At 49.8% G+C, this 22966-nt stretch carries 20 protein-coding genes; 14 read left to right on the forward strand and 6 right to left on the reverse strand.

The genetic code is table 11. The features are described from left to right. Positions 1–270: 270 nt before the first annotated feature. From O3681_RS07580 to tal, 3 genes are all read right to left on the reverse strand, one after another. Entirely contained in the window at positions 271–1005 is a 735-nt protein-coding gene (locus O3681_RS07580; protein ID WP_036493381.1) for a LytTR family DNA-binding domain-containing protein, read from the reverse strand. Positions 1006–1243: 238 nt separating this feature from the next. Next, on the reverse strand, positions 1244–2131 hold the full coding sequence (gene gluQRS / locus O3681_RS07585) for a tRNA glutamyl-Q(34) synthetase GluQRS (RefSeq protein ID WP_371459654.1): 888 nt from the start codon (positions 2129–2131) through the stop codon (positions 1244–1246). Between the two features lie 152 nt (positions 2132–2283). Continuing rightward, positions 2284–3339, reverse strand: a complete 1056-nt coding sequence (tal, locus tag O3681_RS07590; protein ID WP_371459655.1) for a transaldolase — start codon at positions 3337–3339, stop codon at positions 2284–2286. Positions 3340–3473: 134 nt separating this feature from the next. On the opposite strand from tal, the gene O3681_RS07595 reads away from it, so the two are divergent. The 7 genes from O3681_RS07595 (at position 3474) to hpf (ending at position 8847) form a co-directional block, all read left to right on the forward strand. Next, a complete protein-coding gene (locus O3681_RS07595; protein WP_371459656.1) occupies positions 3474–4448 on the forward strand; it encodes an SIS domain-containing protein in 975 nt (324 codons plus the stop codon). A gap of 66 nt (positions 4449–4514) precedes the next feature. After that, the gene (locus tag O3681_RS07600) at positions 4515–5051 is read left to right on the forward strand and encodes an HAD family hydrolase (RefSeq protein WP_070645892.1); all 537 of its coding nucleotides are present in this window, start codon (positions 4515–4517) and stop codon (positions 5049–5051) included. After that, on the forward strand, positions 5048–5629 hold the full coding sequence (lptC, locus tag O3681_RS07605) for an LPS export ABC transporter periplasmic protein LptC (RefSeq protein WP_070608492.1): 582 nt from the start codon (positions 5048–5050) through the stop codon (positions 5627–5629). Before O3681_RS07600 ends, lptC begins: the two co-directional genes overlap by 4 nt. Continuing rightward, entirely contained in the window at positions 5610–6140 is a 531-nt protein-coding gene (gene lptA / locus O3681_RS07610) for a lipopolysaccharide transport periplasmic protein LptA (RefSeq protein WP_070748465.1), read from the forward strand. The genes lptC and lptA overlap by 20 nt, the downstream gene beginning before the upstream one ends. Positions 6141–6210: 70 nt before the next feature. Beyond that, on the forward strand, positions 6211–6945 hold the full coding sequence (gene lptB, locus O3681_RS07615; protein ID WP_003679854.1) for an LPS export ABC transporter ATP-binding protein: 735 nt from the start codon (positions 6211–6213) through the stop codon (positions 6943–6945). Between the two features lie 182 nt (positions 6946–7127). Then, entirely contained in the window at positions 7128–8483 is a 1356-nt protein-coding gene (gene rpoN / locus O3681_RS07620) for an RNA polymerase factor sigma-54 (RefSeq protein WP_371459657.1), read from the forward strand. 49 nt (positions 8484–8532) lie between these two features. After that, a complete protein-coding gene (hpf, locus tag O3681_RS07625) occupies positions 8533–8847 on the forward strand; it encodes a ribosome hibernation-promoting factor, HPF/YfiA family (RefSeq protein ID WP_003686778.1) in 315 nt (104 codons plus the stop codon). 73 nt (positions 8848–8920) lie between these two features. On the opposite strand, the gene O3681_RS07630 is transcribed toward hpf, so the two are convergent. Continuing rightward, complete coding sequence (locus O3681_RS07630) at positions 8921–10198, reverse strand: AmpG family muropeptide MFS transporter (RefSeq protein ID WP_371459658.1); 1278 nt, start codon at positions 10196–10198, stop codon at positions 8921–8923. A 257-nt stretch (positions 10199–10455) separates the two neighbouring features. Next, the gene (locus O3681_RS07635; RefSeq protein ID WP_224783520.1) at positions 10456–10629 is read right to left on the reverse strand and encodes a hypothetical protein; all 174 of its coding nucleotides are present in this window, start codon (positions 10627–10629) and stop codon (positions 10456–10458) included. A 913-nt stretch (positions 10630–11542) separates the two neighbouring features. Here O3681_RS07635 and ftnA (O3681_RS07640) point away from each other — a divergent pair. Together ftnA (O3681_RS07640) and ftnA (O3681_RS07645) are read left to right on the forward strand one after the other, a co-directional pair. After that, positions 11543–12028, forward strand: a complete 486-nt coding sequence (gene ftnA / locus O3681_RS07640) for a non-heme ferritin (RefSeq protein ID WP_003686837.1) — start codon at positions 11543–11545, stop codon at positions 12026–12028. Between the two features lie 16 nt (positions 12029–12044). Beyond that, positions 12045–12542 carry a non-heme ferritin gene (ftnA, locus tag O3681_RS07645; protein WP_003686798.1) on the forward strand — a complete coding sequence of 166 codons (498 nt, stop codon included), beginning with the start codon at positions 12045–12047 and terminating at the stop codon, positions 12540–12542. A gap of 171 nt (positions 12543–12713) precedes the next feature. Here ftnA (O3681_RS07645) and pgi read toward each other — a convergent pair whose 3' ends face one another. Continuing rightward, positions 12714–14354 (reverse strand): glucose-6-phosphate isomerase, encoded by a 1641-nt coding sequence (pgi, locus tag O3681_RS07650; RefSeq protein ID WP_371459659.1) that lies wholly within the window; start codon positions 14352–14354, stop codon positions 12714–12716. 251 nt (positions 14355–14605) lie between these two features. Between pgi and O3681_RS07655 the strand changes: the two genes are divergently transcribed. The 5 genes from O3681_RS07655 to O3681_RS07675 all read left to right on the forward strand — a co-directional run bounded on the left by O3681_RS07655 (position 14606) and on the right by O3681_RS07675 (position 22962). Beyond that, on the forward strand, positions 14606–15649 hold the full coding sequence (locus tag O3681_RS07655) for a LacI family DNA-binding transcriptional regulator (protein ID WP_371459660.1): 1044 nt from the start codon (positions 14606–14608) through the stop codon (positions 15647–15649). A 200-nt stretch (positions 15650–15849) separates the two neighbouring features. Further along, positions 15850–17172 (forward strand): MFS transporter, encoded by a 1323-nt coding sequence (locus tag O3681_RS07660; protein WP_107723718.1) that lies wholly within the window; start codon positions 15850–15852, stop codon positions 17170–17172. A gap of 208 nt (positions 17173–17380) precedes the next feature. Then, on the forward strand, positions 17381–19684 hold the full coding sequence (parC, locus tag O3681_RS07665) for a DNA topoisomerase IV subunit A (protein WP_107723717.1): 2304 nt from the start codon (positions 17381–17383) through the stop codon (positions 19682–19684). 70 nt (positions 19685–19754) lie between these two features. Continuing rightward, positions 19755–21341, forward strand: a complete 1587-nt coding sequence (locus O3681_RS07670; protein ID WP_371459661.1) for a nitrogen regulation protein NR(II) — start codon at positions 19755–19757, stop codon at positions 21339–21341. Beyond that, positions 21334–22962: a sigma-54 dependent transcriptional regulator gene (locus O3681_RS07675; RefSeq protein ID WP_063069330.1), complete on the forward strand. Its 1629-nt coding sequence runs from the start codon at positions 21334–21336 to the stop codon at positions 22960–22962. The genes O3681_RS07670 and O3681_RS07675 overlap by 8 nt, the downstream gene beginning before the upstream one ends. Positions 22963–22966 lie beyond the last annotated feature (4 nt).

The raw sequence follows: 22966 nt of genomic DNA on the forward strand, positions 1-22966 counted from the left end.
AAGGCTTGAATATCGAGGCCGTCTGAATTTTTCAGACGGCCTTTTCTGTTGAATGGTAGTAATTGAGAGATGCTGGATTAAAAAATGGAAAACCTTGTTTGTGGATATAACAAGGTTTGATCAAATTGAGAGCTTGGATAAAGCTAAACGACAGACTTGGACTATTCTTTTTTTTAAATTTCTACTATTGAGCTGAGAAGTTAAAAGGCCGTCTGAAAATATCTTTTCAGACGGCCTTTGATTTAAAAAGAGCCAATCAAGGAGTGCATTTTAGATGCTGTTTTTAATGATTTTCCGCAGGGTGGACAGTTGTCGGCGGCTGACGGGCAACGGGGTTGGAATATCGAGAATTTTAGCGCCCCATGTGGATGCGGATTCGTCGTTTTCATCATCATCCAGTCGAATCAGGCTGTCGAGGGTGTGGCGGAAGACGAGGGCATTGCGGTGGATGCGGATGACTTTGTCGCCTAGCAATTCTTCCCAGTAAACCAAGGTCTTCGGTAATTCGTAGCTGTGGCCGTCGCCGGTAAACAGATAGACGGTTTTGTGTTCCGCCATCAGGTAACGCGCCTGTTGCCATGGGATTTCAACCATGCGTTCGCGGTTGTACACTTTGAAGTGGGTGAAACTGTCTGCTTTTTCGCGGTTTTTCTCGATGATGCGGTCAAGCGCGGTTTGCAGGCGGGTCATTTTGATTGGTTTGAGCAGATAGTCTGCGGCAGCCAGCTCAAACGCGCGCAGGGCGTGTTCTTCGTAGGCTGTGGTGAATACAATTTCCGGCTGGCGCTTGGCGGTACGCTTAATGCGTTCGACAAATTCGAGACCGTCGATTTCCGGCATGCCGATGTCGGCAAAGACGATGTCGACTTCGTGGACGCTCAGCCACTCCAATGCTGGCATGGCATGGTGAAAGACGTTGAGCAGTACGACATTGCACTCTTCCAATAATACACGTAAGCGTTCTGCTGCTAATACTTCGTCTTCTACAATAATGGCACTTGGCATAGCGGTATTCTTTTTGTTGTATCGTGGGAGATCTGCCGCGCTTTGTCATCCTCAATAACGCGTCAGCCGTATGTTGTTACAACCTTGAAATTATCAGTTTGTGACAATTTTAGGAAATTTTTGAAATATACATGATTTTTCGCTTCTTGGGCATGGTTTGGGATGAATCGGAAGATTACTTACATAATTTTATGAAATATTGTAATACCTAGAGTAATTTTGTTGTAATCGTGCTAATTCAGTCTGTGATAATGGACGATTTTGGGATTTTGTCCATTTGCCAGTGTGCCACCGCCCAATCGAGCAATTCTTGAGGATGGTTCACGGTAGGTGCATCGGGTAGGTTGAGGTAGGTTAGGACTTGGCGGAGAAGCTGTTCTTTTTGATTCAAATCCAAAGCCGGGGCAAGGGTTTGTTTCGACCATTTTTGCCCTTGGTTGTTGGTCAACAGGGGAAGGTGGGCGTAGGCCGGTGTGGGAACGCCGAGGCATTGTTGCAGATAGATTTGGCGCGGTGTGGAGACGAGCAAGTCCTGACCGCGGACAATATGCGTTATGCCCTGATCGGCATCGTCGGCAACCACGGCAAGCTGATATGCCCAATAGCCGTCGGCACGAAGCAGGACGAAATCGCCGATGTCGTGTGCCAGATTTTGTACGTAATGTCCGACAATGCCGTCTGAAAAACCGATCACGCGATCGGGCACTTGAATACGCCATGCCGGCGTTTTGTTTTGCGTGTCGGGCCTTTGCTGAGGATTGCGGCAACGGCCGTTATACACAAATCCGTCTGCGCCATGTGTTGCCGCCGCCTGCCAGTCTTTGCGGCTGCAATAGCAGGGATACACCAGCCCGGCCGCTTTGAGGCGGTCGAGGGTGTCTTGATATAGGTCGTAACGGCGGCTTTGATAGGCGACTTCGCCGTCCCACTCAAAACCGAAAGCTTCAAGCGTGCGCAAAATGTCGGCAGCGGCGCCGGGCATTTCGCGCGGGGGGTCAAGGTCTTCAATGCGGACCAGCCATTTGCCCTGATGAGCGCGCGCATCGGCATAGGAGGCGACGGCGGTCAGTAGGGAGCCGATATGAAGCAGGCCGGTAGGGCTGGGGGCGAAACGTCCTATATACATGGCAGGGTGGTTTTGTAGGGCAGGGGAAGTATGCCTGCACGGTATTCAAATCGTGATAGAAAAGGGCGTGCCGTACACGCCCGAATTTGGGTTTCAGACGGCCTGAGACGTTTCAAAATGATTTAAGTTTCTCGGCCGTCCGTTCAATCCGCTTAAGCCAAGGGAGCAAGCAGTTTGGCAAAAGCGTCTTCAAATTGTTTCAAACCGTCTTCCTGCAAACGCGTTGCCAAAGTTTCGACATCAATGCCGAGTTTCGCGGTTTCGGCAAGCTGCGCTTGGGCTTCGTCCACACCTTCGGTCAAAGTGGCTTTGGCGGTGCCGTGGTCGATAAAGGCCTTGAGTGTGGCATCGGGAACGGTGTTGACGGTATGGGCGCCAATCAGGCTGTCAACGTACAAAGTGTCAGGATAGGCAGGGTTTTTCACGCCGGTAGATGCCCACAGAAGTTGTACGCGGTTGGCACCTTGTTCGGCAAGTGCGGCAAATTCGCTGCTGCCGAAGTATTGCGCCCAATCTTGATAGGCGGCTTTGGCCAGCGCAATGGCGACTTTGCCTTTGAGGTGGTCGGGCAGGGTGGCGTCCAATGCGGCATCGACACGGGAAATAAAGAAGCTGGCGACAACTTGGATATGGGAAACGTCGTGTCCTGCTTCCAAACGTTTGGCAATGCCGCGCGTGTAGGCCGCATAGGCTTTGAGGGTTTGGGCGCGGGAGAAGAGCAGGGTCAGGTTGACGCTGATGCCGTCTGAAACGAGGGTTTCGAGTGCTTCGATGCCTTCGTCGGTTGCCGGTACTTTAATCATGGCATTTTTACGGCCGATGGCGGCATGCAGGCGGCGCGCTTCTTCAACCGTGCCTTGCGCGTCTTTGGATAATTCGGGCGAAACTTCAAGGCTGACGAAGCCGGTTTTGCCGCCGGTGGATTCATGTTCGGCAAGGCACACGTCGCAAGCGGCTTGTACATCGGCAACCGCCATGGTTTCGTAGCGTTGTTTCGGGGTCAGGTCTTGCTGTTTGAGCGCGGCTACTTCATCGGCGTACAGGGCGTCTCCGGCAAAGGCTTTTTGGAAAATGGCAGGATTGGAAGTTACGCCGCACACGCCTTGTTTGAGCATTTCGGCCAATTCGCCGCTTTGTACCAGCGAACGGGAGAGATTGTCCAACCAGATTTGTTGTCCTAATGCTTTAACGTCCGATAAAATAGTCATCTCTGATTCCTTTTACATAATAGGTTTGTTTGTGAAGTGGCGGTAATGCTACGCCGATTCGATGAATTTGAACAGTTTACAGCCGATTAATTTGGGCAAAACAAACCTAAATTCAAGCACGAAAGGTGGCTTTGATGGCGGAAAACACACTTTATCTCGACTGGGCGCGCGATGTATTGGATACGGAAGCCGAAGGTTTGCGTGAAATTGCAGCGGCTTTGAACCATGATTTTGTCCGTGCGGCGGAAGCGTTGTTGCACTGCAAGGGCAGGGTCGTCATTACCGGCATGGGCAAGTCCGGACACATCGGCCGCAAAATGGCGGCGACCATGGCTTCCACCGGCACGCCTGCGTTTTTCGTCCACCCTGCCGAAGCGGCACACGGCGATTTGGGCATGATTGTGGACCACGATGTCGTGATTGCCATTTCCAATTCCGGCGAAAGCGATGAAATTGCGGCGATTATTCCGGCGTTGAAGCGCAAAAACATCACGCTCATCTGCATCACTGCCCATCCGACTTCCACCATGGCGCGTCATGCCGATATCCATATTACCGCGGCGGTTTCCAAAGAAGCCTGCCCGCTCGGCCTTGCACCGACTTCCAGTACGACCGCCGTGATGGCCTTGGGCGATGCGCTGGCGGTTGTATTGTTGCGCGCACGCGCGTTCACGCCCGACGATTTTGCTTTAAGCCATCCGGCCGGCAGCTTGGGCAAACGCCTGCTGTTGCGCGTGGCGGATATTATGCACAAAGACGAAGCCCTGCCAGCCGTTTTGTTGGGCACGCCGTTGAAAGAGGCCATTGTCCGCATGAGTGAAAAAGGCTTGGGCATGTTGGCGGTAACCGATGCCGAAGGCCGTCTGAAAGGCGTATTTACCGATGGCGACTTGCGCCGTCTGTTTCAAGAACGCGACAGCTTTGCCGGTTTGAAAGTGGACGACATCATGCACGCTTCGCCGAAAACCATCTCCGCCGACCGCCTGGCCACCGAAGCCTTGAAAGCCATGCAGAGCGGCCATGTGAATGGTTTGCTGGTGGTCGAAGAAAACGGCGTGCTGATTGGCGCGTTGAACATGCACGATTTATTGATGGCACGAATTGTCTGAATCGACGGCAAAAACGTTTTCAGACGGCCTTATGCTAGAATAGGCCGTCTGAAATAAGGAAACCTTATGCAAAACCTCTCTTCCGACCTGCAACAACGCGCTTTGGGTATCAAGCTGCTGATACTGGATGTGGACGGCGTTTTGACCGACGGCCGCATTTTTATCCGCGACAACGGCGAAGAAATCAAATCGTTCCACACTTTGGACGGACACGGTTTGAAAATGCTTCAGGCCAGCGGCGTGCAAACGGCGATTATTACCGGCCGCGATGCGCCTTCCGTCGGTATCCGCGTGAAGCAGCTCGGTATCAACTATTACTTCAAAGGCATTCACGACAAACGTTCCGCCTACGCCCAATTACGCGAACAGGCCGGTGTGGAGGAGCATGAGTGCGCCTTTGTCGGCGACGATGTTGTCGATTTGCCCGTGATGGTGCGTTGCGGATTGGCGGTCGCCGTCCCTGAGGCACATTGGTTTACTTTGCAATACGCCCATTATGTAACCCGACGTTCCGGCGGCGCAGGCGCGGTGCGTGAAGTGTGCGATTTGATTATGCAGGCGCAAGGTACGCTTGAACCTGCTTTGAAAGAGTATGTACGATGAAAATCAGATGGCGTTACGGAATCGCCTTTCCGCTGGTGTTGGCCGTTTCACTCGGCGCACTGGCGGCGTGGCTCGGCCGCATCAGCGAAGTGCAGGTTGAAGAAGTCGTCCTCAATCCGAATGAGCCGCAATATTCGATGAAAGGCATCAACGGCAAACGTTTTGACCAAGAAGGCCGTCTGAAAGAAAACCTGAGCGCGGTCGATGCCGTCCAATATCCGAATAGCGCAGACGTGCATTTGGACAAACCACATCTTTCGTTTTACCGCGACGGCAGCCTGCTGTATGAAGTCGGCAGTGACAAGGCCGTGTACAATATTCAAAACAAAAAAGTCGTTTTTGAACAGAATGTTGTCTTAAATAAAGCGGCAGATGCCAAGCGTTTGGCCGGCATCGTCAAAACCGAACGCTTGAATGTCGATACCGAGGCGCAATACGCCCATACCGACAGTCCCGTTACTTTCCAATACGGACAGTCCGGCGGTCAGGCAAACGGCATGACTTATGACCACAAAACCGGTTTGCTGAATTTCCCTTCCAAAGTGAAAGCCACAATTTATGATACAAAAAATTTGTAAAACCTTAGCCCTTGTTGCCGTTTTTGCCGCCAGCCCGGCCTTTGCACTGCAAAGCGACAGCAAGCAGCCGATTCAAATCGAAGCCGACCAAGGCTCGCTTGACCAAAACAACCAAAGCACCACCTTTTCCGGTAACGTCATCATCAAACAAGGCACGCTCAATATCCGTGCCGGCAGCGTAACCGTTTCACGCAACGACAAAAGCGAGCAGTTGATGAAAGCCACCGGTTCGCCCGTCAAATTCAGCCAAGAGTTGGACAGCGGCAAAGGCGTGGTCAACGGCCAAGCCAATACTGTGACGTATTCTTCCGCAGCCAGTCTGGTTACCCTGACCGGCAATGCCAAAGTACAGCGCGGCGGCGATGTGGCCGAAGGTGCGGTCATTACCTACAACACCAAAACCGAGGTTTACACCATTAACGGCAGCGCCAAATCCGGGGTGAAATCCGCCGCGAAATCCGGCCGCGTCAGCGTGGTCATCCAGCCGTCCAGCACGCAGAAAAATAAATAAGAAAACACACAAAAAGGCTGTCTGAAAAAGGTTCAGACGGCCTGAGGTCAATATCGAAAGTCAACAGAATATGAGCGCAAACAACAGCCGTCTTGTGGTTCAAAACCTGCAAAAAAGTTTCAAAAAACGCCAAGTCGTCAAAAGCTTCTCCCTTGAAATCGAAAGCGGCGAAGTCATCGGCCTGCTCGGCCCCAACGGCGCGGGTAAGACCACCAGCTTTTACATGATTGTCGGCCTGATTGCTGCCGATGCAGGCAGCGTGATGCTGGACGGCCAAGAGTTGCGCCACCTGCCGATTCACGAACGCGCCCGTCTCGGCGTCGGCTATCTGCCGCAGGAGGCCTCGATTTTCCGCAAAATGACCGTGGAACAAAATATCCGCGCCATTTTGGAAATCAGCATGAAGGACAAAAGCCGCATCGATGCCGAACTTGAAAAATTGTTGGCCGATTTGAACATCGAACGCCTGCGCAACAACCCTGCGCCGTCTTTGTCCGGTGGCGAACGCCGCCGTGTCGAAATCGCACGCGTGCTGGCCATGCAGCCGCGTTTCATTTTGTTGGACGAACCTTTTGCCGGCGTTGACCCGATTGCCGTGATCGATATTCAGAAAATCATCGAGTTCCTCAAATCACGCGGTATCGGCGTATTGATTACCGACCACAACGTGCGCGAAACCCTCAGCATCTGCGACCGTGCCTACATCATCAGTGACGGTACGGTATTGGCTTCAGGCAAGCCGGATGATTTGGTCAACAATGAACAAGTCCGTTCGGTTTATTTGGGCGAAAATTTCAAATATTGAATGCATATTTGACGGTAATCGTAAAACCGGTTTCACACGAGGCTCTCATTTCAATTGAGGGTATCTGTAAATATTGAAATAATTACTAAGAATATAAATATAATACCTATAACCTAGTTTTTCAGACGGCCTGTCGTATAAAGGCCGTCTGAAAAACTATCCATACACTTCGAAAAAACGCTATGTCTTCACTCGTCCTTAAACTCAAACAGACCCAGCAGCTCAACCAGCGGCTGCAGCAGTCTTTGCGCATCTTGCAGATGTCGGGTCTTGAGCTTGAGCGCGAAGTGGAAGACTGGTTGTCAGACAATCCTCTGCTTGAGCGTCCGGAAACCGATGAGTTTGCCGATAGCGGGCTCAACCGTGCGGTAACCATGCCGCGCGCAGGTCAGCAGTTAAGCGGCGACGATGCCGAAGATATTTGGAGTAACATCGCCGAAGAAGAGGATTTCAAACACTATCTGCATGCCCAAGTGTGCGAGCATCCGCTCTCGCAAGTGGAAGCGGCCTATGTTCACGTCTTGATTGATTTTTTGGATGAACAAGGCTACCTCACTGACAGTCTCGAAGAAATCATCGACCACACGCCGTTAGAATGGATGCTGGACGAAGAGGCCCTGCAAAACGCGCTGGATGTATTGCAAACCTTTGAGCCGCCCGGCGTGGCGGCGGCGGATTTGACCGAGTCGCTTATGTTGCAGTTAATGCGTTTGCCGGCTTCTCCTGCCCGACAAATGGCCGCGCATTTGGTGCAAAGTTCGCTTCAAGACTTAGGCAAAAACCGCAAACAAAACGTTCTGCGTTTCCGCAAACTTTATCCCGATACCGACAGCAAAACCATAGAAGCCGCGCTCGATATGATTGCCGGGCTCAATCCCTATCCAGCCTACGGCTTCGCCTCTGCCACGCCTACGCCTTATATTCAGCCTGACGTTTGGGTCAAAGAGGGCAAGGACGGCTGGGAAGTCATCAGCAACGAAGCGGCTTGGCCGAAGCTGCAGCTCAATCAGGAATATTGCGACCTGATGAAATCAGAGGAAGAGGGCGCACCGGAGTGGAAGGAAAAAATCAACGAAGCCAAGCAGCGCATTGATTCTTTGGAGCTGCGTAAAAGCACTGTCCTCCGCCTTGCCGAGTATATCGTCAAAAATCAGGAAAATTTTTTCATCTTCGGAGAAATCGGCCTGTCTCCCATGCTGATGAAAGATGCCGCCGCCGAATTGGGTTTGGCGGAAAGTACCATCTCGCGTGCCGCCAATCAGAAATATTTGTCTTGCCCGCGCGGCCTGTTTGCGTTACGCTATTTCTTCACACAGGCAGTCAATGCCGATGATGATGGCGAAGGGTTCAGCCAAGGTGCAATCAAAGCTGTCTTGAGCCAGCTGATTGAAAGCGAAGACAGCAGCAAACCCTATTCGGACGAGACCCTCGTCAAATTATTAAAACAACGCGGCATTGAAATCGCCAGACGTACAGTTGCAAAATATAGAGAATCATTAGACATCCCACCGGCACACAAACGAAAATTTACCGAGTAGATATATTCCGATCCGTTTTGACGGACTAATCAACCGAAGGAGCTGTATCATGAATCTGAAAATCACCGGTCTGAATTTTGATGTTACCGAAGCCATCAAAAACTACGTTTCCGACAAGTTGGCACGAATCAATCGCCATGCCGACAACATCATTTCTGTGACCATTACGCTCTCGGTGGAAAAAGTCAATCAAAAAGCCGAAGCTGATGCGCATCTGGCAGGCAAAGATTTGCACGTTGAAGCGATTGAACAGGATATGTACGCCGCGATTGATGTTTTGATGGACAAGCTCGACCGCGCTGTTTTGAAACATAAAGAAAAAAGCGGCGATGTCCGCAGTACTGTCAAACCTGAAGCAGAATAAAATTTTTGTATGATAAAGGCCGTCTGAACATTCAGACGGCCTTTTGTTTTACTAGAAGTTTTAGACTGGCAATCTAGTTACTCACTTTTTCGCCATTCCACGGTGCCACTTTAAACAGCAGCAACATACCCGGTATGCCCAAAGCGAAACACAGCCAGTAGAAATTAAAGTAACCCATCGCTTCAATCAGATAGCCTGTAGAGGCGTTGATAAATGTACGCGGTACAGCGGAAAGGCTGGTAAAGAGGGCTAATTGTGTGGCCGTAAATGCAGGATTGGTTTCACGAGCCATATAGGCAACAAACGCCGCTGTACCCAGACCTACGCCCGCTGCTTCTGCACCAATCACTGCCGCAAGCATCATTTGTTCTGTCAGTGTGATGGTTTCAAACTTGCCAAAATTTGCCAACCAGGCAAAGCCTAGAATAGTAACCCATTGCGCCACGCCGAAAACCCATAATGCCCTGTTGATCCCGAGTTTCAACATCCAAATACCACCGGCAATGCCGGCAATCACAGCAGGCCACAGGCCGGCATTTTTGGCAATGAGGCCGATGTCGGTTTTGCTGAAGCCCATGTCCAGATAAAACGGTGTAGCCAAAGAAGTGGCCATGCTGTCGCCCAGTTTGTAGAGAAAGATAAACAGCAATACCAATATGGCCTGTTTGATGCCTTTGCGGGAGAAGAACTCACTGAAAGGGTCAGAGACTGTTTGGGCAAATGTACGAGGCACAGTTGGCGGAATGTCAGGCTCTTTAGCTAAAAACAGGGTCATCAGCAGACCGGGCAGCATAAATAGTGCAGTAATGATGAATACGTTGTGCCAAGGCATTAAATCAGCCAGAATCAAGCTGAGTGAGCCAGGTACCAAAGCAGCAATACGGTAGGCATTGACGTGGATGGAGTTGCCCAAGCCTAATTCTTCATCTGACAAAATTTCGCGGCGAAATGCATCCAATACAATATCTTGGCTGGCAGAGAAAAAGGCAACCACCAACGATAAGCCCATAATTACATATAAATGCTGAGCAGGATTTAGGAAGGCGTAAATGAGCAAGGTCAGCAGCAAACCAATTTGCGTAACCAGCATCCAACCGCGCCGCCGTCCTAAAAAAGGTAATCTGACCAAATCAATGACGGGAGACCAGATAAATTTCCAAGTGAAAGGCAGCCCGATAAGTGCCATCAGGCCGATGGTTTTCAAATCGACATGTTCGCTGCGCAACCATGCAGGAATAAGGTTGATCAGAAAATAAAGCGGCAGCCCCGAAGTGAAGCCTGTAAAGATACAAATCAGCATACTGCGCGAGAAAATCTTGCGCCAAGTGCTGGTTTGGGGTGCGGTGGTCATAGTGGAATCAATAAAAAAGGAAAGGGATATTGTAGCAAAGATGGGGGATATGGCGAATTAACTTCTGCTATCTTTATTGAATAAAGGCCGTCTGAAACTTTGACAAATTAAGTTTCAGACGGCCTTTTGTTGGAACAACTGGTTTGGCGGGCAACGGAGACTTCAGGACGGAAGAAGGGTTGCTTGGGTGTATTCATAAAATTGAAGTTAAGAAAGTTTCAGACGACCCCTAGAGATCGTTTGAACGATGAGAAATATCAGTGGTAATTTGTGCCGTCAGTGTAGCCGTTTCCTGATTTGTCCACAGCAAAAGCAGAAATCGGACCGACCGTTACTGTCCCTTTAGGCTGAGTTTCTTGGTAATACTCATATGCTGCAACACCCATACCAGTTGCAGCACCAACAGCAGCACCAATTGTGCCACCGACCATAATAGCTGGTCCGGCAGGAATACTGCCAAAAGCTATACCGACACCCAGACCAATACCTGCACCAATTGATCCTCCTATTTATGCACCATTTGCTCCTCCTTGAAGGATTCTCTCTCCTAAGCCTCCTCCATAAATTAGTTCCAGATCCTCAATGGATAGTTCAATCATGTTATTTTTCCTTTTCAAAAAAATTAGATGTAGAATATTGAGTCAATACACCCAATATGGAAAAAATAATAAAAGCATGAATATAAATCATAAAATCAACATTATCTCCTTGGTAGCTTTCATAAATAAAAACGATTGGTATTGATATACAAATTAAAATGTACAGGTACTTTGAAATTACCAGTAACTTATACACAAATTTTGATTTCATAGCCTAGTCTTTCATTTGAATAAAATCTACCCTAATCAACTTTCCAACCAACTTCCTAACTTCTTCATGCTTTCCCTGATTGAAGTTAACCAGTAGATTTTTCAACAATATGTATATTATGTTAAATAATAAATGGTAATTGTCACATTCAAATATTAAGGATAACCTACTTTGAAACTATATCGCTTTGATGCGTAATTCTATAAAAAACATTGAATTTTCATGTTTTCTATTTATCCAGTATTTTGGAGTTGATAAGTGAGAGCAAAAAACTTTGGAAATCTACGATTCTCCTTCCAACACCTCATCATTTCTCTAGAGAATTTAGGCAAAGGCGATATTGATAACTCATTTCATTAAATGGAACCAAATGAGAATAATTTATTTATAAAATCCTTTTAAATTAATGGGTTACAATAAAAATTGATAAAATAAGATTGACTATTCTCAATAAAATGAGTAAAATTCATCCGCAAATACAAATTTTGTATTGTGATACATCTATCATAACCGCATTAAGAAAAGGAGTTAGTTATGCTAAGTAAGTCAATTACAGCAAAATTAAACGAACAAATTAATCTCGAGTTGTATTCATCAAATGTCTATTTGCAAATGAGTGCATGGTGCCATAAACATGGTTATGAAGGCGCTGCAGCATTTTTACTTCGTCATGCCGATGAAGAATTGGAACATATGCAAAAGTTGTTTACTTATGTGAGCGAAACCAGTGGAATGCCTTTGTTAGGTAAAATTGACGCCCCTAAACACGATTACGCTTCATTAAAAGAAGTTTTTGAAACAACACTTGAACACGAAAAACTAGTGACATCTAAAATTAATGAGTTAGTTGAGAGTACTTTTGCAGAAAAGGATTACTCTACTTTTAACTTCTTACAATGGTATGTAGCTGAACAGCATGAAGAAGAAAAATTATTTAACAGTATTGTTGATAAATTCAAACTTCTTGGTGAAAGTGGTACAGCGCTCTACTACATTGATCGTGAATTAAAAACTTTATAAGAATAGGAGAAATAAAATGTTATCAAATAGCGTGATTAAACTATTAAATGATCAAATGAATTTAGAGTTTTATTCTTCTAACTTATATTTACAAATGAGCGCCTGGTGCGAACAACAAGGTTTCGAAGGAGCTGCAAAATTTTTATCAGAGCATGCGGCTGAGGAAATGCAGCATATGCGTAAACTCTTCACTTATTTAAATGAGACCGGCGCATTGGCTATCATCACACAAATTGATGAACCACCTCATCAATTTTCATCATTGAAACAAGTACTTGAATTAACTTATGAACATGAAAAGTTAATTACCTCTAAAATCAATGAATTAGTTGGTAGAACTTTTGAAGAGAAAGACTACTCTGCCTTTAACTTCTTACAATGGTATGTGGCTGAACAACATGAAGAAGAAAAATTATTCAGTGGAATTTTGGATAAATTAAATCTTCTTGGTGAAGATGGTAAAGGTTTGTTCTTAGTTGATAAAGATTTAGGCGCATTAACAACAAACAACTAATCAAGTCTGATGAAAAAGGCTAAGTCATTATCGATTTAGCCTTTTTTTATATCAAAATCTAGCTACTTTTGTCTAAAAGTGCGGTGCTTTAACGGTTCATTCTTACCGCCGATTAGGTTTTGAAATGCCCGTAAGACAGGCAGATATGCTTGTCTTACGGGCATTTTATTTTCAGACGGCCTTCGATCTTGCGTTGCAGTTGCGGTAGAAGGCGATCAGACCGTTGGTGGAGCTGTCGTGTGCAGGCGTGCCGCGTTCGAGTTCGGGTTCGATGGTTTTGGCCAGCTCTTTACCGTATTCCACGCCCCATTGGTCGAAGGGGTTGATACGCCAAATCACACCCTGTACGAAGGTGCGGTGTTCGTAAGCCGCCATCAGCATGCCGAGGTTGAAAGGCGTCAGGCTGTCGATGAGCAGGCTGTTGCTCGGGCGGTTGCCGGGGAATTCTTTTTGCGGCGCAAGGCGGTCGCGTTCTTCTTGGGGCAGGGCGGCCAATTCGATTTGCACTTCGTCTAAGGTTTTGCCTTTCATCAGCGCTTCGGCTTGGGCGAAGGCATTGGCAACGGTAAAGCGATGTTGGCGGTGGTTGCCGTAGATTGTGGTCATGGGGACGATGAAATCGACGGGAATCAGACGCGTGCCTTGGTGCAGAAGCTGGAAGTAGGCATGTTGGCAGTTGACGCCTTCATCGCCGAAGACAATGCCGCCGGTGGTACAGGAAACGGGTTGGCCGTCTGAAGTACGCTGTTTACCGAGGCTTTCCATATCGAGCTGGTTGAGCCATGGGGTAAAGAGGCGCATGTTGTGGCTGTATGGGACAACGGTTTGGCCGTCTGAATGTTGGAAGTTGTTGTACCAAACGTTGATGAGCGCCATCAGGACGGGAATGTTGTGACGGAATGGTGTCTCGAAGAAATGGGTATCCATCGCGTGTGCGCCGGCCAGCATTTTGCGGAACGCTTTTTCGCCGACGGCAATCATCAGCGGCAGGCCGATAGGCGACCAGACGGAATAGCGGCCGCCGACCCAGTCGGACATGGCGAAGACTTTGTCGGGGGAGATACCGAAGTTTTGGGCTGCGGCCACATCGGCGGAAATGGCGCAGAAGTGGCGGTAGATGCCGGAATCAGGCAAACCTGCATCGCGGTACCAAGTACGCGCAGCGTAGGCATTGAGCAGGGTTTCCGGTGTGCGGAACGATTTGCTGGCAATGCTGAATACGGTGGTTTCGGGGTTGAGGCCGAGAAGGGTTTGGGTCAGGTCGGCATCATCGGAGTTGCTGACAAAGTGGACGCGGATGTTTTGCCAATAAGGTTGCAGCGCCTGTGTGGCCATACGCGGGCCTAAATCGGAGCCGCCGATACCGATGTGAACCAAATCGGTAATGGGTTTGCCGGTAATGCCTGCGTGGGTGCCGTCTAAAAGTTGGCGTGCGAATTCGAGGGTGCGGTTGAGTTCGTGATGAACTTTGGACACGATGTTTTCGCCGTCGACGTAAACAGGTTTGGCATTGGCAGGCAGGCGCAGGGCAGTGTGGAGGACGGCGCGGTGCTCGCTGGTGTTGATTTTTTCACCGCTGCTCATGGCCTGCATATATTGTGGCAAATCGGCTGCTTCGGCCAGTTGACACAATAAATCCAGGGTGTTTTCATCTAGACGGTTTTTGCTGTAATCAAATAACAAGCCGTGCAGAATTTCGTGCATATTGTTGAAACGTTCGGCATCTGCGGCGAAGCGTTCGCGCAGGGTAACGTGTTGAGTATCGGCATGATGGGCTTCCAAGGCTTGCCATGCATCTGAGTATGCGGACATCTCGTTTCCTTAGTATGTAACGGTAAACAAGCAGGGTATCTATTTTCTGCTTTTTGTAGTTGTTTGTAGTTTAACAAATTTGGACAACTTTTGGGAGATGGTAGGGGTGGTTTTGTTTAAGAAATGTATGCAAAATGCAATAGAAATGGTTGATTATCATCAAGTTTCTGTAAAAAAAGGGGTATGACACCGATGTCTGCTGTGTTATCCTATGTAACATTATTGAAATCTTGTCGGGGCGGGTTCGTAAGATGGCTACAATTTATGATGTCGCTGCTTATGCCGGGGTGTCTCCCAAGACGGTCAGCCGGGTAATTAACGGCGATGCGCCGGTCAGCGATAAAACCCGTTCCAAAGTAGAAACAGCGATTGCCGCTTTGGGCTATATCCCGTCTTCTGCGGCGCGGATTATGCGGTCCCACCGTTCTGGCTTGGTCGGCCTGATTACTGGCGCCATTTCGCGGACAGGCGAGAATACGGGCGGGCACGGCATTCCGGATATGTTCTTGATTAAGGGCATTCAGCAGCGGATTCGTGCACAAGGCAAGATTTTGATGATTGCTGACATCGATAATAAGCCGGGTCAGCCCGGTCAGATGGAGTCGCTGATCCGTACCTTTATGGAGCATCGTGCCGAGGGGATTTTATATGTGGCAGGTTTCCATCAGGAAGTATTGCTGCCGGAAGTGCCCAACCGTTGCCCGATGGTGTTGGTCAACTGTTTTGATTTGGCAGGTACGCCGTCGGTTTTGCCGGACGACGAAGCAGGGCAGTATGGCTTGGTGCGCCGGATTATCCAAAGCGGGCACAAACGGATTGCTTATGTAACTTTGCAGCCGGGCGTGGAAGCGACGAGATTGAGATTGGCCGGATACCGCCGTGCTTTGGCTGATGCGGATATTGTCTTCGATCCTGATTTGGTGCAAACTGGTTATCCTGACTTCAGCAATGACAGCGGATCTTTGATTTCGGCTATTTTGAAACTGTTGTCTTTGCCGCTTCCGCCGACGGTAATTTGCTGTGGTAACGATGAAATGGCAGTACGCGTGTACGGGATTTTGAGGACGCGCGGCGTGCGGGTTCCCGAGCAAGTTTCGGTTGCCGGCTATGATAATCACAGCGCGATTGCGGAGACGCTGTTTCCGCCGTTGACCAGCACCGAGCTGCCGTATCTGCGTATGGGTGCGATGGCGGCGGATTTGCTGTTTCGACATATTGAACACCCGGCCGGTGCGGTTCAGCCAGTCAAGGTCGTTGGGGAAACCATCTGGCGTCAGTCTGTGATTAATAAATAGTTTCAGACGGCCTGAAAATAATAAGCTTTAAACAACACAAACACACATCAAAATAAGATTCATGTAAACGGTCAAAATAAAGGCCGTCTGAAAACGGAGTTGCTTCAGTAAAAAGGGCAGCCCAAATACAATAAAAGCGTCATACCGCTGAAATTGGAGTTTGTTGTTTCCATAGTTTATTACCCAGGAGTAGCCTTCCTATGAAAATCTCCCCACAAGTGGCGATGACACTTCGCCAGATTATGCTGATGAACTTCGGTTTCTTCGGTATTCAATATAGCTTCGGGTTGCAGCAAACTGCGATTAATCCGATTTTCAGCTTTCTTCATGCCGACCCGAGCCAGTTGCCGATTTTGAATATGGCAGGTCCGATTACCGGTTTGCTGGTGCAGCCGATGATTGGTGCGATGAGTGACCGCACTTGGGTGCCGGGATTAGGTCGCCGCCGCCCGTATTTCTTGATTGGCGCCATCGGTTGCAGCCTCTGTCTCTTTATCTATCCGCACGTTACCGCATTATGGGTGGCTGTATTGCTGCTGTGGCTCTTGGACATCAGCAACAACACGGCAATGGAACCTTTCCGTGCCTTTATTGCCGATACCGTTCCTGAACACCAGCAATCCACCGGTTTCTTGATGCAGTCCGTGTTTACCGGTTTGGGTATTACCCTGGCCAACGTTTCCCTCTACATCTTCCAACAAATCGGCTGGTTGCAACAAACCTCCGAAGCGGGCATTCCGTATTGGGTATTCGGTTCATTTTATATTGGTGCGGTCTGCTCCATCGGTTCGGTTTTGGTTACCGTTTTATCAACGGCCGAACGCGAGCCCAGCCCTGAAGAAATGGCGGCCATTAAAGCCCAGCCGAGCGGTCCGGCCCATGCTGTTAAAGATATTGTCGTTGCCGTGCGCGAAATGCCGACTGCCCTGTGGCAACTGGCCTTGGTGTATCTCTTCCAATGGTACGCGCTCTTCATCTACTGGCAATATATTTCCCACAGTATCGTCCAATCCGTCTGGGATTCGACCGTTGAAAATACCGAAGCGTATAGCCAAGCGGTTGCATGGACCGGCCTGGTAAACGGTTTTTACAACGTGGTAACCTTTATCTCCGCTTTCGGCCTGATGTGGATGGCGCGCAAATACGCCGCCAAATATGTTCACGCCTTTGCCGTAACCCTTGCCGCGCTGGCATTGCTTACCATTCCGCACATCGGTAATAAATACCTGATGTTTGCGCCGATGATTGGTTTCGGTGTCGGTTGGGCAAGTATGATGGGCGTGCCGTTTATGATTGTGGTCGGCTCTATCCCTAAAGAACGTTACGGCGTGTACATGGGTATTGTGAACATGATGATTGTGATTCCAATGCTGATTGAAACCGTATCTTTCGGCTGGGTGTACAGAACTTTCTTGGGTTCAAACCCTGCCAACGCGATGACTTTTGCCGGTGTTTCCCTGGCCATTGCCGCAGCGGTGACCTTAACCATTAAAACTGCGGCCAAACCGGCTACTGCAGAATAACGAAGTTTTGATTTAAAACCAAAATGAAAAGGCCGTCTGAAACATGAAATGGTTTCAGACGGCCTTTTTGGCAGAAACGGATTCCATTTGCTGACCTGATTCGGCAAGCCTTATTGTCGTTGCACTACCGTTCATCACTCAAATTGGCTATGACTACCGATTTTGCTTTACAATATCCTCCTTTAATTTATTTCGTTTTACCATCCTGATGACAGAACACATTTCCGCTCCAAGCCCATCTCCTATCGGCGAAGACTACCTGCTGTTAGGTCAATACGCCGAACGCGCCTATCTCGAATACGCCATGAGCGTGGTCAAAGGCCGCGCGCTGCCTGAAGTTTCAGACGGCCAAAAGCCTGTACAACGGCGTATTTTGTTTGCCATGCGCGATATGGGTTTGACGGCGGGGGCGAAGCCGGTGAAATCGGCGCGCGTGGTCGGCGAAATTTTGGGTAAATACCACCCGCACGGCGACAGTTCCGCCTATGAAGCGATGGTGCGAATGGCGCAGGATTTTACCTTGCGCTATCCCTTAATCGACGGCATCGGCAACTTCGGTTCGCGCGACGGCGACGGAGCGGCGGCGATGCGTTACACCGAAGCGCGACTGACGCCGATTGCGGAATTGCTGTTGTCCGAAATCAATCAGGGGACGGTAGATTTTGTGCCGAACTACGACGGCGCGTTTGACGAGCCGCTGCACCTGCCCGCCCGTTTGCCTATGGTGTTGCTCAACGGCGCGTCGGGCATTGCGGTGGGCATGGCGACCGAAATTCCGTCGCACAATTTGAACGAAGTCACGCAGGCGGCGATTGCGCTGTTAAAAAAACCGTCGCTGGAAACCGCCGACCTGATGCAATATATCCCTGCGCCCGACTTTGCCGGCGGCGGTCAAATCATTACGCCGGCGGATGAATTGCGCCGGATTTACGAAACCGGTAAAGGCAGTGTGCGCGTGCGTGCACGTTACGAAATTGAGAAGCTTGCGCGCGGGCAATGGCGCGTGATTGTGACCGAGCTGCCGCCGAACGCCAACTCCGCCAAAATCCTTGCCGAAATTGAAGAGCAGACCAACCCGAAACCGAAAGCGGGTAAAAAGCAGCTGAACCAAGACCAGCTCAACACCAAAAAGCTGATGCTGGATTTAATCGACCGCGTGCGCGACGAGTCAGATGGCGAACATCCCGTGCGACTGGTGTTCGAGCCGAAATCCAGCCGCATCGATACGGATACCTTCATCAACACGCTGATGGCGCAAACTTCGCTGGAAGGCAATGTGTCCATGAACTTGGTGATGATGGGTTTGGACAACCGCCCTGCGCAGAAAAATCTGAAAACGATTTTGCAGGAATGGCTGGATTTCCGCGTCGTGACCGTAACACGCCGTCTGAAATTCCGTTTGAACCAAGTGGAAAAACGGCTGCACATCCTTGAAGGCCGTCTGAAAGTCTTTCTGCACATTGACGAAGTGATTAAAGTCATCCGCGAGTCAGACGACCCGAAAACCGATTTGATGGCAGCGTTCGGGCTGACTGAAATCCAAGCCGAAGACATTTTGGAAATCCGCCTGCGCCAGTTGGCGCGTTTGGAAGGTTTCAAACTCGAAAAAGAATTGAACGAGTTGCGCGAAGAACAAGGACGTCTGAATATCCTTTTGGGCGACGAAAACGAAAAACGCAAGCTGATTATCAAAGAGATGCAGGCGGACATGAAGCAGTTCGGCGACGCACGCCGCACACTGGTGGAAGAGGCTGGACGCGCCGTGTTGACTCAAACCACCGCCGACGAACCCATCACGCTGATTTTGTCGGAAAAAGGCTGGATACGCAGCCGCGCCGGACACAACCTTGATTTGAGCCAAACCGCGTTCAAAGAAGGCGACCGCCTCAAACAAACCCTCGAAGGCCGCACTGTTTTACCCGTCGTCATCCTGGATTCATTGGGCAGAACCTACACGCTCGATGCCGCCGAAATCCCCGGCGGACGCGGCGACGGCGTGCCGGTTTCATCCTTAATCGAGCTGCAAAACGGTGCAAAACCCGTCGCCATGCTCACCGGTCAGCCCGAACAGCATTACTTGCTTTCAGGCAGCGGCGGCTACGGTTTTATCACCAAGTTGGCCGATATGGTCGGGCGAGTGAAAGCGGGTAAAGTGGTCATGACCGTGGACAGCGACGAAACCGTCCTGCCGCCAGTTGCCGTCTATGCTTCTTCGCTGATCAATCCCGACTGCAAAGTCGTACTGGCCAGCAGCGACCACCGTCTCTTGGCGTTTTCCATCGGCGAACTCAAAGTCATGCCTAAAGGCCGCGGTTTGCAGCTGATGTCGTTGGCTGAGGGTGCATCTTTGGAACACATTATGGTGACGACCTCTCCTGAGTTTACCGTTGTATCGGTCGGCCGACGCGGCGCCGAGCATCAGGAAAAACTGCGGATTGCCGATATTGACGGTAAACGCGGTAAAAAAGGCAAGGTATTGGAAATATCAGGCCGTCTGAAAAGTTTGTCCTGAAACAAGAACAAATATATTCAAATAAATTAAATTTACTACGACATTGCATGAAAATAAAAAAGGTTCACTTATGAACAGAGCCAATCTTCAAGAGCTGGGTAATCTGAGGGAGCGAATTCCCGGCGTCATCAACATTTCCCGAATAGCCATCGTCTTACCGCTTTTGGTTTTGCACGCTTTCGGCAGCTACACAGGCGGCAACCTGATTGGCGTTTCGTTGCCGGACGTTGAGTTTTATATCTGGGTAACGCTGTATTTCTTCCTGATTATGCTTTCCGTGTTCCGTCCGGGCTGGCAGTGGCAGTCTTTGGATTTGCCCAATGCCAGTGCCGTGGTCGACATCACCATGATGATGGTTTTGGTGTATATCTCCGGCGGTACGGCTTCCGGTTTCGGGATTTTGGTTTTGCCGTTTGTGGCCACGTCGTGTCTACTCAGTTATGGCCACTATCCTATGCTGTATGCAGGCTATACGGCAATGTTGTTTATTTTGAACCTGTTTTTAGACGGCAGTATGCGTTTCGATTCGTTTAATTGGGACGCGAAATCAATGGCGAATTCTTTAATGCTGATCGGCGCCAGCTATCTGGTGGCGATGCTGACCTCGTTTGCCGCCCGTTATCTCGAACAGGCCACAGAGTCCGCCAGCCGCCATCAACTGGCCTACCGCCGTATCAGCGGTTTGAACCATTTGGTTTTGAACCGAGTACAGGAAGCGGTTGTGGTGATTGATGCGACCCAACGCGTGTGGCTGTTTAACAAACAGGCAAAAATCTATTTTCCCAGCCTGATTATCGATCAGCAGGAAATCGTGTTCGGCGAACTGGTGGCCCGCTGGCAGCGCCAACCCGACAAACCTTTTGAAACCGATATCCATATTTTCCAACACGCCATGCACGTCCGAGCCGTTCCGCTGATTCAGGAGCAAACCGAGCTGCTGATGCTGTACGTCCGCTCATTGCGTGAAGTGGCTGCAGAGGCCATGTCCACCAAACTGACTTCGCTCGGACAGTTGACTGCCAACCTTGCCCACGAAATCCGCAACCCGATGTCCGCCATCCGTCATGCCAGCGATTTGTTGCAAGAGGGCGATGAGGCAGACCCGCTCAAGGCCAAGCTCTACAACATCATCGACAGCAATATCCAACGCATCGACAAGATGTTGGAAGACGTATCCCTGCTTAACAAACGAGACAACATCAGCCGCCAGCCGATTAATCTGATGAAATTCTGGTTGGAGTTCAAGCAGGAATTTACCTTGAACAATCCCGATGCCATCGGCTGTCTGCGCATGAATATGGACGGTAACAACCTGACCGTATTGGTTGACCCCGTGCATTTGCAGCAAGTGATGTGGAACTTGTGCAACAACGCTTGGCGACACAGCCGTCAAGATGAAAACGCTATTACCGTCCTTATCCGCCCTAGTGGCAGGATGCATATTTCCATCGTCGTGGCGGACAACGGCAAAGGCGTGCCGCCCGATGTACGAAATCATCTGTTCGAGCCGTTTTACACCACCGAAAAACAAGGTACCGGCTTGGGGCTTTACGTCGCACGCGAGTTGGCACACGCCAATATGGGGCAGCTGCATTATCACCCTGAAATGAACGGGTTTGAACTGATTTTACCGAAGGAGCAAGCGCAGGATGAATAAATTGCAAGAGCCGGTTTTGGTTGTCGATGACGAGGCAGACATCCGCGACCTGATGGAAATGACCCTGATGAAAATGGGTCTGCGCGTCGATACTGCGGCTGGTGTTGAAGAAGCCAAAGACAAGCTGGACAACAACGATTATTCGCTGGTGTTGACTGATATGCGTATGCCCGACGGCTCCGGCCTAGAGGTTGTTCAATACATTGATGAACTGATGCTCGATACGCCCGTCGCCGTGATTACGGCCTTCGGCAATGCCGACCAAGCCGTTGAAGCCTTGAAAGCAGGGGCGTTTGATTATCTGCAAAAACCGATTACGCTGTCGCAGTTGCGTTCATTGGTTAAATCGGCAGTGTCGGTTTCAGACAATACTGCCGAACCCACGCCGTCTGAAAAAGTCAAATCGCAGCCTGCGCCTGTTTCTGCCGCCCTGTATAAACCCGAACCTCAGCCGGCCAAGCCTGTCGTTACGCCGCCTAAGAGCGTACAGAGCGAATTTAACCGGCCTTTGACTGTTCCGGAAGGGCTCAATTCCTTAAAAGAGCGTTTTTCGGCCGGCAGCATCAATCCTGCTCTGCAACAAGATGCACCTATATTGGAAGGCGAGGACGATATGCCGCGCCTGTTGGGTACTTCGCCGCAAATGGTCGAAGTGCGCCACCTGATTCGCAGATTGGCCCACAGCCTTGTTCCTGTTTATATCTCCGGCGAGTCCGGTACAGGTAAAGAGCAGGCGGCGCGCACGATTCACGAGCTGTCCGACCGTGCCGACAAACCGTTTATTGCCGTCAACTGCGGTGCTATTCCTGAAAACCTGATGGAAAGCGAATTTTTCGGTTACAAAAAAGGCAGCTTTACCGGCGCGGATCAAGACCGTTTAGGTTTTTTCCAACACGCTGACGGTGGCACTTTGTTCCTTGACGAAGTTGCCGATTTGCCGCTTGCCATGCAGGTTAAACTCCTGCGCGCCATTCAAGAAAAAGCCGTGCGCCGTATCGGCGATGCGCGGGAAACCTTTGTGGATGTGCGCATTATTTGTGCAACCCATAAAAACCTCGAAGCTTTGGTCGAAAGCGGCGCATTCCGTCAGGACTTGTATTACCGCCTCAACGTTGTCTCCCTGCATATGCCGCCTTTGCGCGAAATGCGCGAAGACTTGGGCGCGCTGATTCTGTATCTGCTGTATAAACACCGTCACGGCAATCAAACCTACAAACTCAGCCCGAAAGCCCAAGAAGCCCTGTTGCATTACAGCTATCCCGGCAACTTCCGCGAGTTGGAAAACATCCTCGAGCGCGCCGTTGCGTTGACGGTTGGCCAAGTGATACAAGTGGACGACTTGCAGATTCAAAACGCCCCACAGGTTAAGGCAGAACGCAGCGGCTTCTCCTTTGACGATATTGCCGAACCTGACGCGCGTGAAACTACGCTCAATCACAGCCCCATTCCGCCGTTTGATCCGCGTACCATGCAGATACAGGATTACCTCGACCAAGTGGAACGCAGCATCATCGAGCAGGCTTTGCAGCAAACCCGTTACAACCGTACCCAAGCCGCCAAGCTTTTGGGCATCAGCTTCCGCTCTATGCGCTACCGCATGGAACGCTTGGACATCAATTAAAACG

Source organism: Neisseria sp. 27098_8_158 (assembly GCF_041433145.1).
GTDB classification, from domain to species: domain Bacteria; phylum Pseudomonadota; class Gammaproteobacteria; order Burkholderiales; family Neisseriaceae; genus Neisseria; species Neisseria subflava_E.